Source organism: Flavobacterium sp. GL_143 (genome assembly GCF_057834355.1).
Window position 1 is genome coordinate 826,167 of the sequence record NZ_CM174401.1, and the last position, 18,426, is coordinate 844,592.

Below are 18,426 nucleotides of genomic sequence, written 5' to 3' on the forward strand. Positions count from 1 at the left end.
ATATAGTAATGTTTTATTCTGGATCTTTCATTTTAAATGTATCCATAAAAGCAGTTGTATAATCTCCTGCGATATAACGCGGATCATCCATTAATTGTCTATGGAAAGGAATTGTAGTTTTTACTCCTTCGATTACAAATTCATCCAAAGCTCTTCTCATCTTGCTAATTGCTTCTTCACGAGATTGTGCAGTAGTAATTAATTTAGCAATCATAGAATCATAGTTTGGCGGAATGCTATATCCTGAGTACACGTGAGTATCTAAACGTACACCGTGACCTCCTGGCATATGAAGCGTAGTAATTTTTCCTGGTGAAGGGCGAAAATCATTATAAGGATCTTCAGCATTAATACGACATTCTATAGCGTGTAATTGTGGTAAGTAATTTTTTCCAGAGATTGGAATTCCAGCTGCCACCATAATTTGCTCACGGATCAAGTCATAATCAATAACTTGTTCTGTAATCGGGTGCTCAACCTGAATACGTGTATTCATCTCCATGAAGTAGAAATTTCTGTGTTTATCTACCAAGAATTCTACTGTTCCAGCTCCTTCATACTTAATAAACTCAGCAGCTTTTACAGCAGCTTCACCCATTTTTTCACGCAATTCATCTGTCATGAATGGCGAAGGAGTTTCTTCAGTTAATTTTTGGTGACGACGTTGTACAGAACAATCTCTTTCAGAAAGGTGACATGCTTTACCATAAGCATCACCAACAATCTGAATTTCGATATGACGTGGTTCCTCGATTAATTTTTCAAGGTACATTCCGTCATTACCAAAAGCAGCTAATGATTCTTGACGAGCACTATCCCAAGCTTTTTGAAGTTCTTCAGCTTTCCAAACAGCTCTCATACCTTTTCCACCACCACCGGCAGTAGCTTTAAGCATTACTGGATAACCAAATTCTTTAGCTAATTTTTGTGTTTGTTCGAATGATTCTAATAAACCATCTGAACCTGGTACACAAGGAACTCCTGCTTCTTTCATTGTAGCTTTAGCAGAAGCTTTATCACCCATTCTGTCAATCATTTCAGGAGCAGCACCAATAAATTTGATACCATGTTCCTGACATATTTTAGAAAACTTTGAATTCTCAGAAAGAAATCCGTATCCCGGATGTATTGCATCTGCATTAGTAATTTCGGCAGCAGCAATAATATTTGACATTTTCAAATACGATAAGTTACTCGGAGGTGGACCTATACAAACCGCTTCATCTGCAAATTTAACATGCAAACTTTCAGCATCGGCTGTAGAATAAACTGCAACAGTTTTAATCCCCATTTCCTTACATGTACGAATTACACGAAGTGCAATTTCCCCTCTATTCGCAATTAATATTTTTTTAAACATCTTTTTAAAATTAGATAATTAGATAATTAGATAGTTTGATCATTAGATTATAGAAAATTTCTAAAACCCAAAATCTAAAATCTAAATTTTTATGATGGATCTACTAAAAACAATGGTTGATCAAACTCAACTGGAGACATATCGTCTACTAAAATCTTAACAATTTTACCAGAAACTTCAGATTCAATTTCATTGAATAATTTCATTGCTTCAATAACGCAAAGAACATCTCCTTTTGCAATTGTTGAACCTACCTCTGCGAAAGCTGGTTTGTCTGGTGAAGGTTTTCTATAAAAAGTTCCAATAATTGGAGATTTTATAGTGATAAATTTAGAATTTTCAGCTGCTGCTGGAGCTTCTGTATTTGTTACTACTGGAATAGCCTGTGGTACTACAGCTTGTGGTAACGTTGCTTGAGTAGGCAATTGTTGAACATACGTGGTTTCTGTTACATTACCCTCTAAAGTTGTTCTAATGGTGATTTTAACATCGTCCATCTCCAACTTTACTTCAGCAACTCCCGAATTTGCTACAAATTTGATTAGGTTTTGAATTTCTTTTAAATCCATAATATTCGTTTTTAGTTTAAATTTATTTTTTATCGTAAGCCCATTTTAGGTAAATAGATCCCCAAGTGAATCCACCTCCAAAAGCGGCAAAAATAATGTTATCTCCTTTTTTGAATAAATGCTCAAAATCGCTAAGTACCAATGGTAATGTAGCCGAAGTTGTATTTCCGTATCTTTCGATGTTCATTAATACTTTTGAGTCTTCTAAATTCATTCTGTGTGCAGTAGCATCTATAATACGCTTATTTGCCTGATGTGGAACTAACCAATTTACGTCTTGATTTGTTAAGTTATTTCTCTTAAGAATCAATTCGCTTGAATCAGCCATATTGGTAACAGCATATTTAAATACTGTTTTCCCATCTTGAATAATATTATGTCTATTATTTTGAACTGTTTCTAAAGTAGTTGGGATTAAAGAACCACCTGCTGGTATTTTTAAGAAATCACGCCCTACTCCATCACTACGCAAGTATTCGTCTTGCAAGCCTAAACCTTCGTAATTTGGTTCAAATAATACTGCTCCTGCTCCATCTCCAAAAATAATACAAGTTGATCTGTCTGTATAATCTACTATCGAAGACATTTTATCTGCTCCTATTAGTAATACTTTTTTATATCTTCCTGATTGAATGTATGCTGCAGCTGTAGACATTCCGTAAAGGAAACTAGAACAAGCTGCTTGTAAATCGTATGCGAATGCATTTGTTGCGCCTATTTCTGTAGCAACATAAACTCCTGTAGAAGCTACTGGCATATCTGCTGTAGCGGTTGCCATTATTATCATATCAATCTCCAGAGGATCAATATTAGCTTTAGCTATTAAATCTTGTGCTGCTTTTATGGCAAGGAATGAGGTTCCTTTATCAGTATCTTTAAGAATTCTTCTTTCTTTTATTCCGGTGCGGGTAGTAATCCATTCATCGTTGGTATCTACCATAGTTTCTAAGACTTTGTTTGAAAGTACAAAGTCTGGAACATAAGCTCCAACAGCGGTTATTGCGGCTGTGATTGTATTCATTATATTCAATTATTTCCTTCCAAATACTGGTATTTGAAAAATTTTTAAAAGACTTGAAAATTACAAAAAAAATTCTAAACGTAATGTCTTAATTTTCTTAAATAAAGAAAATTATTACTAACAAAAAAAACTCTCACATAGTGAGAGTTCTAATATCATTTACAAAAATGTATTAAGCAACAGCTACAGATTTATCTATAACAACTTGCCCTCTGTAGTACATTTTCCCTTCATGCCAGTAAGCTCTGTGGTATAAATGTGCTTCTCCAGTAATAGGACATGTAGCGATTTGAGCTACAGTAGCTTTATAATGTGTTCTTCTCTTATCTCTTCTTGTTTTCGAGATTTTTCTCTTAGGATGTGCCATTTTACTATATTATTTATCCGTTAATAGTTTCTTTAATTTGTCCCAACGAGGGTCAATATCTTCTTCTTTTGTACTCTCTACTTTTTGTTCTTTTATAGTTAACTCATTCAGCTTATCCAAAGCTTCAGTTTTTAAACTTCCGTCTTTAATTCCTGGATGAATTCTTTTTAGAGGAACCGAAAGTGCAATCATTTCATAGATATATTGTGCTATATCTATTTCGAATTCACCATAAGGCAGAATAAGCAATTCTTCATTGTCATTATTAAAAGCTTCTCCAAAACGCACTATCAACTTCATACTACCCTTTAATGGTAAATCAAAATCTTCGCTTGTTAAGTCACATGGTACATTTACAGTCCCCTTGTGTTTGAAACCCAACTCTAACATGTTGCTTTTCTTCTCTAAAACTACATTTACCTTGATATCAGAATTTTGAAATTCTTCATAATCAAAGTTCTCAAAGAACACATTATTTATTTGATACTCAAAATGGTGTTTCCCTAACTTTAATCCTACGAAAGGAATTAAATATTCTTTTGTCTTGCTCATTTCAACATCATTTTTCCTAATTCATATTCTGAACCACAGAAGTCTGAATCGGGGTGCAAAGATATAAAATTATTGTAAAACTAATAATCTTATTCACCTTTTTTTGTTTATAACTGTTTTTCTTTTATTTTAAGAGGTTTTTTGCTAATCTCCTCATATTGATTACGAGAGCGAAATATGTCTATTGCCAAATAAACAGCCTCTTTAAATGAATTGTAATCTGCAACGTCTTTCCCTGCAATATCATAAGCTGTACCGTGATCCGGCGAGGTTCTTACCTTGTTTAAACCAGCTGTATAATTAACTCCTTTACCAAACGCTAGTGTTTTAAAAGGAATCAATCCCTGATCATGATATGTAGCTACAATTGCATCATATTTTTCATATTGACCACTTCCAAAAAAACCATCTGCAGGAAAAGGTCCAAAAACCAATGTCCCTTTATCAAATATTTTCTTTAATGTTGGCTTTAAAATCGCATCATCTTCTTTACCAATTACACCACCATCTCCACAATGCGGATTAACTCCTAAAACTGCAATTTTCGGTTTATTGATACTAAAATCCTGAATCAATGATTGTTTAATCGTTTGAATTTTACGCTCTATTAATTCTTCTGTAAGATGCGATGCAACTTCACTTAACGGAATATGATCTGTTAACAAACCAACTCTTAGATTATCCTGAACCATCATCATCAAGGCATTACCCTCTAACTCCTGATCTAAATAATCTGTATGCCCAGGAAATTTAAACGTCTCCGATTGAATATTATACTTATTGATAGGTGCAGTTACCAAAACATCTACAATTCCTTCTTTTAAAGCTTTAGTAGCTGCAACAAAAGACTTTATCGCGTACTCCCCTACTTTATCATCATTAGCTCCCAGATTAATATCAATCCCTTCTCTCCAAAGATTAAAAACATTAATTTTTCCTGGCAAAATCTGATCTAATTTATCAATTCCATGCAACATTACCGATGAAGTAAAATTCTTTTTGATAAAAGAGAGAATTTTCACATTTGCAAAAATAACTGGTGTACACAGCTCAAGCATCCGAGAATCTTCGAATGTTTTAAGAACAACTTCGCTTCCAATACCGTTTAAATCTCCTATTGAAATTCCAACGATTATATTTTCTGCATTTTTTATCATGACCTCAGGTTATTTATTACTAATTTTGATGTGCAAATTTAGTAAAATAAAATAAGAAATGTTTACAGGAATCATAGAAACCCTTGGCAAAGTAACCGAAATAAGAAAAGACAGAGACAATCTTCATATAACTGTAGATTCTACAATCACAAACGAACTTAAAATAGACCAAAGCGTATCCCATAATGGTATTTGCTTAACTGTTGTAAATACACAGGACTCACTTTACACCGTTACAGCCATTGCCGAAACAATACAAAAGACAAATATTGGAGATTGGAAAACTGGTGATATTATCAATCTAGAAAGAGGCATGAAACTAAATGACCGTCTTGATGGACACATTGTACAAGGCCACGTAGATCAAACAGGAAACTGTATTGCAATAGAAGAAGCCAACGGTAGCTGGAACTACACTTTCGAATACGACGAAAATCTGAACAATATTACAATCGAAAAAGGGTCAATTACCGTAAACGGAGTTAGCTTAACGGTTGTAAACTCTAAGAAAAACCAATTTAGCGTATCGATAATCCCTTATACTTTTGAGAATACTAATTTCAAAGATTTTAAAGTTGGAACTAAAATAAATCTAGAGTTTGATGTAATCGGGAAATATGTATCGAGATTATACAAAAACAATTAAAAAAAACAAAAGCATTAATAAACAAAAAACTCCAGCTATGCTGGAGTTTTTTGTTTATGCTTATATATAATATAAATTCCGAATAATAATGCCCCTACAAGCAACAATACCAAATTTTCATCAATAGGCACAGGTGGCGTTATTGGAGGTCCTTTTTTCGGAGGCCCTGGCTGAGGCGAACCTGCCAAAACAGTAACAACATTAAACATGAAGAAAAAAACCATTAAAAACTTACTTGAAATAATTTTCATATAAAAATATTAGCTACCTGAGTTCAACACAATAAATAAAGGAAATCCGTTTTTTTTTTATTAAATCTTGCAATGAAAAAACTCAAAACAAAATTGCTGGACAAATGTATAAATTTAATAGAAAGCTGCAATACCTTAATAAAAAAAGCTTAAACAAATTCTAAAAAACACAACAATTATCATCAACAAAAACACACAACCACCTGATTATAAGCTATTTTATTTCTTATCACATCCACACAATTCAGTATTTAATAAACTAAAAATCCTACACAAAAAACATTGCCAAGACATAAGCTAAAACCCAAAAACCGCTCCTCATTATCAAATTCTTATTTACTTCTGAAGTACAAAAATAATTAATTTATTAAAAACCAATACTTTAACTACAAATTGAACGATTTTTCCTTATTTTTATAATGAGTTTCACCCAAACACAACTCCTTTAAAAATACCTACTATGAAAAATCCCGTTATCAACAACAAGATTGACTTTACCAAAACCCAAAGCACTTGTCCTTATGCTACGAAATCACACGTCCCACTTGATTTTTACGACGAATCATTTATTGCAAATCCTGAATTGACGTTTCAGAAACTAAGAAACATTGCTCCAATTCAGCAAATTACATTGGGGGACGAATTCCCCATATGGCTAATTTCCAAATACGATGACGTAACCAACATGCTACGCGACCCCAGATTTGTCAAATCTCTAAACAACTCGCAAACACTTAACAACGAATCCTCAAAAGAAAAATCCAAACGAACAACAGCCGCATATATACTAAGAAGATGGCACATGCTTTCCAGCGACCCACCTCAACATACACGACTGAGAGGTTTTGCACAAAAAGCTTTTACCCCAAAAATAGTTGCCGAGATGCGTCCTCGAATTCAACAGATAACCGATGAGCTAATAGATAAAATCTACAACAACAAAAAAATGGATTTCCTTGATGATTTTGCTTACCCACTTCCTTTTACAGTAATTATCGAATTATTAGGTATCCCGATTGAAGACCAAGAAAAACTTAGACGCTGGTCAGATGTTTTGATTGAGTCTCATATAACTGAGAAAAACAAACAATCTCTGAATGAAAGCTCTGAAGCTTTTATCGACTACATGAAAAACATACTAGATTTACGCAGAAAAAAACCTGGTAACGACCTTATCAGTGCTTTTTTAAAACTGGAAGAAGCCGAAGACCATATGACTGAAGACGAACTTTACGCCTCTATCCTACTACTTATCATCGCTGGCCATGAAACCACACTTAACCTTATTAGCAACGGAATGCATGCTTTATTATCTCACCCTGACCAGTTGGAGCTTTTAAAAAACAATCCAAAACTAATTCATTCTGCTATCGAAGAGATGCTACGATATAATAGCCCCCTTTTTGCTTCAACAATGCGATTGGCCGCAGAAGACATCACTATCAAAGGGATTACAATTAAAAAAGGAGAAGGAGCATTGGCATTATTCTCATCTGCAAACCAAGACGAAGCCATGTTCAACGATTCACTTCGCTTTGATATAACCCGAGAGAACAACAAGCATCTTGCTTTTGGTCATGGAATACATTTCTGTATGGGAGCGGCCTTAGCTCGCCTAGAATGCGAAATAGCCATAAATACTATTTTAAACCGATTACCAAATTTAAGATTCGATAAAGAAGCCAAAGTTCTTAAATGGCGCCCCAGTAACATAATACGAGGATTACATAAATTCCCTGTTGTTTTTTGAACCCTAAAAATTTTTACCTACAAAAAAAAGCCTCTACATTACTGTAAAGGCTTTTCAATTTTAAACTGTGGTCCCACCTGGGCTCGAACCAGGGACCACCTGATTATGAGATAGACTATTAATGTTTGCATTTAATTGCATTTAGCTTCAAAGCTACTGTATTATAGCTGTTTATCATTTTTAAAAAATATTTTTGTTTCATCCTGCTTCACAATATGTATGCATTTGTTGTACGTATGTTGAACTTTTAAAAATATTAAAAATGAAAGCTAGTGTAAAAATCATCCTAAAAAAAACAATGCTTAATGATGGCACTTTTCCAATTAATTTAAGAATAACGATAAACAGAAAATCGAAATTCTACAAAACCCCTTACAATGTATTACCAAAATTTTGGAACAACAAAGCAAATGAATTTAGATACAACTTCCCAAATTATTTACAATGTAATCGAATATTAAATTCGATAAAACAAGATGCTTCTAAAATATTAAATATAATGATCGAGGAAGGTCATAACTATTCTCTTGAATCATTTGACTCATTATTTAGACCTGAAGAAGTTAAAAAACTAAGCTTTATCGCTTATTTTGAGGAGAGAAAACTTCAATTAAAAGAATCTGGAAAAATAAGTTCAAGCTGTTCCTATCGTGACACCATTTCTGCTCTTATGAGATTTAGACCAACAATTATAACTTACGATTTTACAAAAATTAATTACGATTTTCTAATAGCTTTTGAATCTCATTTACGAGCTCATGACTGTAACGATGGTGGTATTGGCGTATACATGCGCAATATTAGAGCAATATATAACTCAGCAATAAAATCTAAAATTGTTTCTAGTGAATTTTATCCTTTTAAAGATTATATAATTTCAAAACTGAAATCCAATAAAGTAAAGAAGGCTTTAAGTAAACAAGATTTACAACTATTACTGGACTATGACATATCTGAAAACAAAGAGGGTGCGAAAGCATTGTATGCTTATCTATTTAGTTTTTACTGCCGAGGCATGAATTTCACAGATGTAGCTGAGTTAAAATGGGAAGATGTTGATTTAAGCAGTTTTTCGTATATTAGAAATAAAACGCAAGTAAAATTAAATGTAAAAATTCCAAATAATAATTATACGAGAACTATTCTAAACTACTTTAAAATTTATCGACCATTTGATACCGATTATATTTTCCCAATTTTAGACAAAGATGAAAAGCTATACACAAAAGAAGAATTGAGAGATAGAAAAAAAAGTGTTTTAAATTATTATGGAAAACTTCTCAACATTATTGCACTCCAATGTGGTATTAAAAACAAAGTGACTTTTTATACTGCTAGACACACCTTCGCAACAATATCTTTAAAAAAAGGTATTAATACCGTCATGATTAAGCAAGCCTTAGGTCATCAATCTATTAAAACAACTGAAACTTATTTAGAAGATTTCAATACTACAGATTTAGATTTCGCCTTCGAGAACTTAATCTAAAAATTATTGGAACTTTATAATACAAAAACTTCATTTTTTACGAATGTAATTATAGTTTCTGATAAACTTACTTTTTTATAATCAGAAGAATTATCGATCCATGGTTTTTTCCTTTATAATTTTCACAAAGAAAAAAAGAAAAAAAGAAAGTTCTCGTATTAGTAGAGGTTTCAAAATAAGTCAAGTTTTTTTGAAAAAATACTACCTCAATAGTTTTCAAGAATAGAAAGTGTGATTGTATACTGAAGAGTAGTTATGAAATCTACAGGTGGAGATTTTTTCGAAAACCCGCAGGGCTTGAACTTTACTTTTTGAAACCGGAACTTAGCTTTACTTTCTTTTTTTATTTTTTTTAGCACGATGTTCTTGATTTACTTTTCGGAAAAGTTCTTATGAAAATGACAATCAAACACCCCCAAGCACCGCAAGAAGCAAAAAAAGTGACGCCCCTTTTTCGGGGCAAGGAACTTTTTTTGCGGATGAGGAGCGCAGTGGCGGGGTTGCGGCAATCGAACTGCCACCATAGATGCGGGAGTACAGCGAAGGCACGGAGCGAAACGGAGCGGGTATGAGCGTGAAACGGCGGGGTGACTAAAAAATCAGTCCCGCTTTTTCTGCGGGGCGTTCCTTATTCAAATGCAAAGTGATAACGGAGCAAACCCCGATGGCTGGCGAAGGAGCAACCGCCGAAAAAACTAGGGGCGACAGACATAATAATACTGCTGAATATAATGGAGCGGAGCCTGCGGAGAGAAATGGGATGAAGCTGTATTGTGGATGTAATAGCCCCGCCGAACGCAGGAAGAGAGCGTGTGAAGATGAGGGCGAGGAAGCGTAGTGACGGCCTGCTCTTTTGCCGAGCTGGCCGACGCTATGCTGAAGAGTGAACTGTGGAATGGAGGGAGGAGGCTTTTTCTGCCGACGACCGACTGGAACAGCCGAACGAAACAAAGCGAACGACCGGAGTGAGACCACTTTATGTACTGATTGAGGTATTCTCTATTGTGCCCATATTGGTTGAGTTCGCCAATTTTCCGGGAAACCCATTTTGTGTACTGGAACGCTTGGATATTCATCTATTAAACTATAGAACTTACCTTTGATAGAACTATTTGGACTAACATTTTCTAATGTGTAAAGTACTAATGAGAATAAAGAAAATAATTTAGCTCTTTGGTTTTCGTCTGGAATATAAGTGATAGGATTATTTTTTAAATTTTTTGGCCACAAATATTTAATTGTAATATTATTATTCCATAACCTGGAATGATGCGCTATTACATTTCTTATTACTGTAGTTGTTTCCAAAAAACTTGAAAAATCGCTGTGAGAATTAAACCCAAATTGTAAAGCAATTGTGGATTTTTCTCGTAATTGATGGTTTAGGTTTTTATATATTTTAGATAGTGACCCCATTGATGCGACCTCCAATGCTTACCATGCTTCGGGTAATTCATTTTGTGCTTACTTTTATGCTCTATTATAAATTGTTCTTTACTTCTTGTAATTTCATTACTTAAATGACCAGCTATTGACATTTGATTTATTCCGTCTGTAAAAATGGAATAATCTAAATACCATAATGGGCCATAAATAAGTGATAAATGATAAATTAATTTTGTTCTCAAAGCCACTTCGATCCTTTCTATTGCATCATACATCAGTAGGAGTAAATGTCTGTCGAAATTATATAAATCTATAACTTCGTCAAAGTAACTGTTATCGTTAAATTTGTGTTCTACTTTATTAGATTGCATTTCCCACCAATATCCTTTTAAACGATAATAACTAATGTTTTCAAGGAAATGAGGCACTAATTCTTCATTATGAAATAGCAAACCTCTTTGTCTTAATAATTCAATTTGTTCCGTTACTGTCTTTGGACTCTTGTTAGCCATGTTGTTATAAAAAAAAAGACCAGAAGGCTGTTCTTATGGGAAGCGCTACTGGTACGATTAGGGAAAATATATACAGGAGCATATTATTACGCAAACTTTTTAACAATTAATCGCATTTATCTGTCAGAGCTTATTTATGTCTCTTTAAAAATAGGGTTTTGTTAAAACAAAAAAATCAGAAATCGAAAGGCTTCGGAAATATAGTTTCAATTATATGGTAGATACTTTTTTTGAACTTGCTTAAATAAATCTATTATTATTATCTACAATTTCAAAATTTTTAATAAAAAACACCTCTAATTTTTGTTGCAAAATCAAGATTATAACTTTTATTAAATTGATATCTCTTCCTGCCATTTATTTAGTACTCCATTACACGTTTCTTCTTTACTTTTTTTTACAAATTTTATTATAGTTTCTGTTCCAATTCAAAATGGCAGATAAAATTTATAAAATGGATTTTAATATTTCGATTTGATGTTTTCCGAAACGGTTCTAAAATCATTTTAGATTATATCTCTTAACGGATGACAAAAGACTCCTCAATTTTAAATCAGTGTCCTTATTTAGCTTTATTGTTTGATTTTTATGTCTTATTTGTGTTATCGAAGACGGCAGAACATTTGATATTTACAGTATCAAAATATGATTGAATTAATATGTTTTTAAAGTCTAATTTAAAATAAATCATTAATTGAAATAATACTCAAGAATCTATCTTATAATACCTTTAAATAACCGCAAGAAATGATTACAAAGAAAGAATTTACCATTGGGTTACTCTTACTCTTGACTGTTCCTTTTGTATTTGGGCAAAGTAAAACTGTTGAAGTTGGTTTCATTACAGATAATGATTTATATACATCGTTAAAAAACGACAAATATTACACTAATGGAATTGAACTTTTTTATAGGTGTCTAGCAAAAAACAATAATCAAAAAATAAATAAGAAAATTAACGAAATCCGATTAGGGCAATATATTTATACTCCTGCCAATCTTAGTAGTAGTAATATAGTTCTGAATGATCGTCCTTTTGCAGGTTATCTTTTTGCCGAAGCATTAAGAAATACTTTTTATCAGGATGAATCAGTCTTTAAAGTTGGCTTTCAGTTAGGAATCGTTGGTGAAGAATCATTTGCAAAAGAAACACAAGAGCAATTTCATTATTTATTTAAATTTCCAGTCGTTCATGGCTGGAAAAACCAAATAAAAAATGCACTGGCTATACAGATGCATTATTTCTATTCAATGAAATTATTTTCTATAAAAAACTATGATTATATAGATTTTAACCTTCAATCCGAAGCAAATTTAGGGACTGTTTTTACCGGTGTTTCGACGGGATTTTTATCAAGAATTGGCCTTAAAAAATTAGTCCCTTTATATAATTCAAATCTTCATGGTGCTTCTGTAAATGCTAATCCAAAACAAAAATTTAATGAATTATACATATATATAGCTCCCAGTATTAATTATCAACTTTATGATGCGACAATACAGGGGAGTTTGTTTAATGAAGCTAGTCCCGTTACCAATATATTAATGCCATTCCGATTTAATACTGAAATAGGATTAAAATACGGTCAAAAGAATTTTAATTTATCATATGCTTTTATTTATAAAGGTAAAGAAGTAAAAAGTTTTATTAATGAGGATTATTATTATGGATCAATTCAGGTTTCATATTTGATGGATTAGGAACTTTATATATTTTTAACTATCTCTTTGGGTAAGCATCACCGACAGTTAGTTTACTAAGATTAGGAGGTGATGTAGTAAGATTAGATAATAAAGTAAGGATTTCTTTTTTGGTAATATAGAATTATCTTTTTTTTATACTGTTTCTTTTTTACATTGAATCATCTTCTTATTGCTCTTTTTCTTTTTGGCAATCCATCATCAGCACCTGAATCGATTTCAAAGGGAAGAAATGATAAAACGGATGTTAATTTTTCGGTGTTAATCTTCCAATCCTCTAATGACGGTTCAATTTGTTGCACTTGCTTCGTTGTTTTACTATCGGCACTAAATAATTTATGGATTTTTAAGTTTTGATCCACTTCACTCGCTTTGAAATCCATACCTGATTGTTCGTGAAAAAAGTGATTCTCTCGGAGAAAACCATCTTTATTTATTGTTGGCAAAACCTGAATGGCAAATTTTATCATTCGCTGTTGATACTCTTTTAAATTGTTTGGTTTTACTCTCAAAACATTGAAATGTGCATTCATAATTTGTTTTTTTATAGCATCCATATTAACCAATTCTATTTCAATTTTTTTATTGATTTCATACTTGTCCTGAGGACTTCCATTTTTTAAAATATTTTGATTTTGAAATTTCTCAAGTTCTTTTCGTTTATAATTAAAATGTTCATCAAAAGTTTTTTCGTTCAGATTGATCCATTTCACTCTGTCAAATCCTACTTGATATTCGTTATTGCCAATTTTTCTATTGGTTTGTTTTTCATTACAAGTAGGACTTAATTTTAATATCTGTGTTTTATCTTTTCTGGAAACAATTATGTGAATATGAGATTGCAGACCCTTTTTATACTCTCCAGAAATTTCCTTTCCATTAATAACCTCTTTATCCGTACCCTTGTATTTTCTAAAATGTTCAATTTTTGCAAAATAAACCAAATCAGTACCCGATTTAATTCCCTTGTCTTGACGATTAAAATTCAAAGCATAGTTGTCCATTACTTTACGCCCATATTCTCTTATAAGATTATTAAATTGCTCTAATTCAAATAAATTTAAGTCAAAAACACTTGTAACTTCTCTTTTACCAGTAGCCAGAAAGGCAATATGATTCAATTCATTCTCGCTGAAGCTAATGGTTGGAGCAAAATATTTAGCATCATTTGCTCCTAATTTTCTTTTATTATTATCGATAGCACTAATAACATCTATCGTGCCGATATTAATCTCTGAAGCTGTAAAGAACCCTTGTTTCCTGTTTTCTAGCTGAGATATTTCACTCATTGTGGAAGACTTTTTGATGATTTTATCTAATTCTTCATTTTCCTTTTCTAAGTAAATAGCCAAGTTGGAGCAACTTCGTTTATTGTCAGCTCCAAGTGTACTATGTGGCTTAGATATTGGCATTATGAAAAAAGAGATTTAATTTTACCCAAAGTGCCAGATTTGTTTTTGTCATCTAATAGTTGACAAATAAGCAAAATAGCTTGTCTGTTTTTTTGTAATTCAGAAATTACCATTTTAGTCCTTTCTTCATCATTGCGATTTATTTTGTTCAGATTCTCCAAATGAGCTTTTTTTATTTCAGTTGTACGTTCTAAATGTTGATCTAAGAGTTTATTTATCGAAATAATTAGCTTTGATATTTCTTCTTTTTGGGCATTTTGATAATTAAAAACATCTTGTCTTAATGGTTTCAAAATATCTCTTTCTTGAACTTTTAAAAAAGAGACTATCCTTTTATCTAAAGCGGCAACCATTAAAGCTGGATTTTTGTTTACGGCATCTTTAGGATCGATACCTGTTTTTTTGAAATAATAAATCATTTCTTGTATAAGAACCCCTAAGTTCATTCGTAAACTTTCAGATAACTTCCCAAGTTCTGTATGTGCTTTTTCATCTATAATAATACTTTTTTTAGTCATAATTATAATTTTTAAAACTGTTAATCAGATAGTTATGTGTTTAATTATATTTTAATTATAAAATATTATAAACTTCATTCCTAAAGAAAGGCTTATTTTCAAGGCTTTGGCCTCGCAGAGCAAGTAGGATAGGGGTTTTTCCGCCCCTGTCCTACTTGCTACTAAATACACTGTTATTATAAATTATTTCAAGGTATCATACACAACTCTAGCTACTTGCCTTGGTATTTAAAATCAAGAAATCATTTATATCTTTTGAGCCATGAAACAGATACCTAATATCTTTACATCTTACTCCCGCTGAATTCCACTTCTGTAAACAATTTTCTGTTGCATTCGAACCCGCAACATCGTTGTCCAGAGCAAACAAAAGTTCAGAATAAACATTCAATACTTGGTCTACTTTCGAAAGCATTGATAGAGAATTTAAAATCAAGAAATCTTTTGACTTTTCGCATTTAGGATACAACGTCAATAATGAAATGAAATCCGACCATGATTCTAAGATTATTAGGGATTTATTGCTTTTGTTGATCCATGTAAACCATTTTATTCCTAAACATAATTTTGCATATTTATTTCGAATTTCAAATTGATTTTGATCATTCCTAAATCCCACTCCAAAATATTTCCTATCCTTTATTTTATAATACACTTCATCTAAATATCTTTTACATATTTCAATGTTCAATTTTCTTGTATTTAAATAATCAATTAAAATTTTATTTTGTAAAAGTTGAATTCTTTCCACACGATATTGCTTTTCTTTTTTCATCTCCAGAAAAACATTTTGTTTAGGCTGGTCAAAAGAAAAAATAACATCCTCATTTTGTAGCCACCTAACTGCTTGCAAAAACCCGATGGAAAAATACTTCATAATAAAGTCGATAGTATTACCTCCAAAACCTTCACCAAAGTCATAAAAAAGATTATGCTCACATTTTACAGAAGGTGTTTGCTCATTTCTCCAGTCAGCTTTAAACCAAAACTGTTCTTTTTTCTTTTCAATGATTTCAATATTTAATCTTTTCAAAATATTGATCATTGGAATATTTCTTAATTTCTCTATATCGCTCACTATAATTTGATTTTTTTCCTACCTAGTTACCTAAAGAAATTGGACAGCTATAATAAGCATATTAAAAAAAAGATACTTTATTTTTGATTTACCTAGTTTACCTAATTAGGGTAAGTCAAGTACTGATTATTACAAGTTACCCACCTAAATAAATAGCTAAAATTCAATTAATTAATGTGCAATTAGGTAACTAGGTAAGTATATTTAAGAATCTGTAAATCCCCAAGGAGAATCCCTAAATTTGGTTTTTGCTAAATAGCCATATACTTGACGTTTTGCATGCTTGATTCTGGTAAAATTGTATTTTTTTAGTGCTGAGCCAACTTTTTGAGCAATTAATTTATGTCCCATAACCTGTAGTTCTGTTACAATTTCCGATGGTGTCCTAAAATCTGAAATATTATCACTAACCGAATAGTATTTTAAAACAAATTCATTCTCTACTGTTTGTACAGTAAAACGTTCATTTCTCAATTCATTGACCTTTATTTCTTCCTGAGTTAAATCTGATTTAAATTCTTTTTGATATTTAAAAATATGGTAAGCTTGTGACCAAAAATCATCTATATTAAATTCTTTACTATAGGAAAAGTCAATCTTCTCGATAACGCTAAAAATAATCCACCTTACAGAACCTGTATCATCACATAAAAATTCAGCACGATTTGTTGATGCTAAAAATGAACAAGTCCGATAGAGTAAAGTTGATTTATCTGCATATGGTAAACGCTCATTAATAGAAACTTGACTTATAAGTGCTTTAATAGCATTGATATCATATCTCCCCATGACATCTAATTCTTCAACATTAATGATCAAAGACTTTGCTAGCTTAATACGTTCATCCCTTCCTACTCCTAAATTTGTATATAAATATTTTTCAAGTTGGGTGGGACATAAAAAATTTAAAAAATAAGATTTACCAAAACTCTGACCTCCTTCTAAAACCAATACATGTTTATTTATAGCCTCCTTCAGAAATACCGTTTTAACGGCACGAACTGCCCATTTAAGAAGGTGGAGGTTAAACAACTCGTTATCGTCAGTATTTACATAGCTGGCGTACCTTTTGACATGATCTTTACCGTTCCAAGGTGGTAAACTTTTAAAGTACTCTATCAGTGGATTAATACGTTCCACAAAATGTGACTTTAAATATGTTTTAAAAACCTGCGGACTAACATTTAATTTTTCTCTATGAAGATGTATTAACAAAGAGGACTCGTTAAAATCGATTTTACATGTAGAGTTTGCATCAAAAATTTCATACTCCAATGAAATTTCATTAAACTTGATTTTAAAATACTTAGATAATTCTTCCTGAATTTTGTCATACACAGAATCCTTGCGTGATGACACATCATATACGCTTATTTCTTCCATAAATAATTTGATGAATGAGCATAATACCTATATTTGCATACACTCTTTTGAGTTACATAAAAATTTCTAAGCGTTCAAAAGTGTTTTTTTGAACGCTTATTTTTTTAACTGCTTGGAAAATTTAGACAAAACTTCCTCATCTGAATAGACTTTGTGCTTTCTAATCCATTCAACAATCTCAACTCGATCGAAGAATAAAGCTCCATTGGTTGGCTTGTTATGAGGGATTAATTTTTTAGCAGATAATTTGTGAATCGTACTATCTGAAAAGCCTGTATAGTTCATCAGATCTTTAATAGTAAAAATCTCTTTTTGGAACTGATTACCTTTTGTAATCATCATTTTAATTTCATTTAACTGTTCAATAATTTTTTGTGGGTTCATAATTTTTGTTTTAGAATTATGAGGCTAAACTATTGGAATGAAACTAGATGAAACGTGGAATTGCGACTTGGTCACATAATAATTCGAGGAATCTACATTTTTTGAACACTTTCGTATACCTTTTTTTGATAAAGGGTAACGGTTATTCTATTTTTATCGGATAATGATTTTTCATTTACCGGAATATATTTACCTGCTTTTTTATATTGTAGCAGAGAAGCTATACTTTTTTTAGGAATTACACTGTTTGAATCTAATTTTATCAAGAAAGGAATCATAAATTCATTGATAAAACCGTGTGTTTCCTGAGCACTAATTTCTAATTTAAAAAAATAATTGTTCTTAGTTTTTTTTAAGCAATTAGCAATCAAACTTTGAAAGTCAATTAATAATTTGTCATCGTTAAATAGCTCAATCTTTTTAAATTCAATATAATAGTATTTTATTACCTCTCTATTAGCCTCAATTAAATCCGCTACTTTTTGCTCAGATATATTGTTTGTAGACTTTGATGTATTTTGGAACTGAGATAAATTACTATTTGACTTTTCTCTATTATATCGATTAAAAATATTATCACCTTTTAAAAAATATATGGATGATACTGTAAGTAAAAATGAAAAAATAACTCCAAAAAATAGAACTATTAAATTGAATGGAATTAAATCACCATTGTATAACTGAAAAGCAGTGATGATAACTACCAAAATAGGTAATAGCGGGGCAAAAATAAGTGTAACCTTTTTGGAGGTTATTTTAGAATTTACCTTTTGTATTTGTTGATGAAGAAAGAAAAAAACTTTTTCAATTATTCTTGACATAACGCTAATTATTTTTTAATTGAAAAGTAAAAATACTAAAAAATACAGCTAATTGAAACAGAATGAAAA

General features: G+C 31.6%; 19 protein-coding genes and 1 pseudogene. 4 read left to right on the forward strand and 16 right to left on the reverse strand.

The genetic code is table 11. The features are described from left to right. Positions 1-13: 13 nt before the first annotated feature. The 6 genes from accC to pdxA form a co-directional block, all read right to left on the reverse strand. On the reverse strand, positions 14-1,360 hold the full coding sequence (gene accC, locus AC3IPI_RS03515) for an acetyl-CoA carboxylase biotin carboxylase subunit (RefSeq protein ID WP_489157142.1): 1,347 nt from the start codon (positions 1,358-1,360) through the stop codon (positions 14-16). 89 nt (positions 1,361-1,449) lie between these two features. Beyond that, positions 1,450-1,929 carry an acetyl-CoA carboxylase biotin carboxyl carrier protein gene (gene accB / locus AC3IPI_RS03520; RefSeq protein WP_035617503.1) on the reverse strand — a complete coding sequence of 160 codons (480 nt, stop codon included), beginning with the start codon at positions 1,927-1,929 and terminating at the stop codon, positions 1,450-1,452. A 22-nt stretch (positions 1,930-1,951) separates the two neighbouring features. Further along, positions 1,952-2,950 (reverse strand): beta-ketoacyl-ACP synthase III, encoded by a 999-nt coding sequence (locus AC3IPI_RS03525; protein ID WP_039113096.1) that lies wholly within the window; start codon positions 2,948-2,950, stop codon positions 1,952-1,954. A 172-nt stretch (positions 2,951-3,122) separates the two neighbouring features. Beyond that, positions 3,123-3,317: a 50S ribosomal protein L32 gene (rpmF, locus tag AC3IPI_RS03530; RefSeq protein ID WP_007137315.1), complete on the reverse strand. Its 195-nt coding sequence runs from the start codon at positions 3,315-3,317 to the stop codon at positions 3,123-3,125. Between the two features lie 9 nt (positions 3,318-3,326). After that, positions 3,327-3,869 carry a YceD family protein gene (locus tag AC3IPI_RS03535; protein ID WP_039120573.1) on the reverse strand — a complete coding sequence of 181 codons (543 nt, stop codon included), beginning with the start codon at positions 3,867-3,869 and terminating at the stop codon, positions 3,327-3,329. 107 nt (positions 3,870-3,976) lie between these two features. Beyond that, positions 3,977-5,026, reverse strand: a complete 1,050-nt coding sequence (gene pdxA / locus AC3IPI_RS03540; RefSeq protein WP_039113098.1) for a 4-hydroxythreonine-4-phosphate dehydrogenase PdxA — start codon at positions 5,024-5,026, stop codon at positions 3,977-3,979. Between the two features lie 58 nt (positions 5,027-5,084). Between pdxA and AC3IPI_RS03545 the strand changes: the two genes are divergently transcribed. Continuing rightward, positions 5,085-5,672 carry a riboflavin synthase gene (locus AC3IPI_RS03545; protein WP_039113099.1) on the forward strand — a complete coding sequence of 196 codons (588 nt, stop codon included), beginning with the start codon at positions 5,085-5,087 and terminating at the stop codon, positions 5,670-5,672. 35 nt (positions 5,673-5,707) lie between these two features. On the opposite strand, the gene AC3IPI_RS03550 is transcribed toward AC3IPI_RS03545, so the two are convergent. After that, positions 5,708-5,923 (reverse strand): hypothetical protein, encoded by a 216-nt coding sequence (locus AC3IPI_RS03550; RefSeq protein ID WP_489157147.1) that lies wholly within the window; start codon positions 5,921-5,923, stop codon positions 5,708-5,710. Between the two features lie 460 nt (positions 5,924-6,383). On the opposite strand from AC3IPI_RS03550, the gene AC3IPI_RS03555 reads away from it, so the two are divergent. Beyond that, positions 6,384-7,673: a cytochrome P450 family protein gene (locus tag AC3IPI_RS03555; RefSeq protein WP_489157149.1), complete on the forward strand. Its 1,290-nt coding sequence runs from the start codon at positions 6,384-6,386 to the stop codon at positions 7,671-7,673. Between the two features lie 262 nt (positions 7,674-7,935). Then, the gene (locus tag AC3IPI_RS03560) at positions 7,936-9,162 is read left to right on the forward strand and encodes a phage integrase SAM-like domain-containing protein (protein WP_489157151.1); all 1,227 of its coding nucleotides are present in this window, start codon (positions 7,936-7,938) and stop codon (positions 9,160-9,162) included. Positions 9,163-10,161: 999 nt separating this feature from the next. On the opposite strand, the gene AC3IPI_RS03565 is transcribed toward AC3IPI_RS03560, so the two are convergent. The 3 genes and pseudogenes from AC3IPI_RS03565 to AC3IPI_RS03575 all read right to left on the reverse strand — a co-directional run bounded on the left by AC3IPI_RS03565 (position 10,162) and on the right by AC3IPI_RS03575 (position 11,060). Continuing rightward, positions 10,162-10,470 carry a hypothetical protein gene (locus AC3IPI_RS03565; protein WP_489159258.1) on the reverse strand — a complete coding sequence of 103 codons (309 nt, stop codon included), beginning with the start codon at positions 10,468-10,470 and terminating at the stop codon, positions 10,162-10,164. Positions 10,471-10,473: 3 nt separating this feature from the next. After that, positions 10,474-10,578: pseudogene (locus AC3IPI_RS03570) on the reverse strand (hypothetical protein); the annotation flags it as partial. Continuing rightward, positions 10,545-11,060, reverse strand: coding sequence for an Abi family protein (locus AC3IPI_RS03575; protein ID WP_489157153.1), 516 nt, complete (start codon positions 11,058-11,060; stop codon positions 10,545-10,547). The pseudogene AC3IPI_RS03570 and the gene AC3IPI_RS03575, both read right to left, overlap by 34 nt. Positions 11,061-11,807: 747 nt before the next feature. Between AC3IPI_RS03575 and AC3IPI_RS03580 the strand changes: the two genes are divergently transcribed. Beyond that, on the forward strand, positions 11,808-12,761 hold the full coding sequence (locus tag AC3IPI_RS03580) for a lipid A deacylase LpxR family protein (RefSeq protein WP_489157155.1): 954 nt from the start codon (positions 11,808-11,810) through the stop codon (positions 12,759-12,761). A 161-nt stretch (positions 12,762-12,922) separates the two neighbouring features. On the opposite strand, the gene AC3IPI_RS03585 is transcribed toward AC3IPI_RS03580, so the two are convergent. From AC3IPI_RS03585 to AC3IPI_RS03610, 6 genes are all read right to left on the reverse strand, one after another. Then, complete coding sequence (locus AC3IPI_RS03585) at positions 12,923-14,173, reverse strand: DUF5712 family protein (RefSeq protein ID WP_489157157.1); 1,251 nt, start codon at positions 14,171-14,173, stop codon at positions 12,923-12,925. Beyond that, a complete protein-coding gene (locus AC3IPI_RS03590; protein ID WP_489157159.1) occupies positions 14,173-14,691 on the reverse strand; it encodes a BfmA/BtgA family mobilization protein in 519 nt (172 codons plus the stop codon). The genes AC3IPI_RS03585 and AC3IPI_RS03590 overlap by 1 nt, the downstream gene beginning before the upstream one ends. A 208-nt stretch (positions 14,692-14,899) precedes the next feature. Further along, positions 14,900-15,769, reverse strand: a complete 870-nt coding sequence (locus tag AC3IPI_RS03595; protein ID WP_489157161.1) for a DUF8464 domain-containing protein — start codon at positions 15,767-15,769, stop codon at positions 14,900-14,902. Positions 15,770-15,973: 204 nt separating this feature from the next. Beyond that, on the reverse strand, positions 15,974-17,152 hold the full coding sequence (locus tag AC3IPI_RS03600; protein WP_489157163.1) for a VapE domain-containing protein: 1,179 nt from the start codon (positions 17,150-17,152) through the stop codon (positions 15,974-15,976). A 96-nt stretch (positions 17,153-17,248) separates the two neighbouring features. Further along, positions 17,249-17,536: a helix-turn-helix transcriptional regulator gene (locus AC3IPI_RS03605; protein ID WP_143376224.1), complete on the reverse strand. Its 288-nt coding sequence runs from the start codon at positions 17,534-17,536 to the stop codon at positions 17,249-17,251. A 92-nt stretch (positions 17,537-17,628) separates the two neighbouring features. After that, positions 17,629-18,357, reverse strand: coding sequence for a hypothetical protein (locus AC3IPI_RS03610; protein WP_489157165.1), 729 nt, complete (start codon positions 18,355-18,357; stop codon positions 17,629-17,631). Positions 18,358-18,426: the final 69 nt, after the last annotated feature.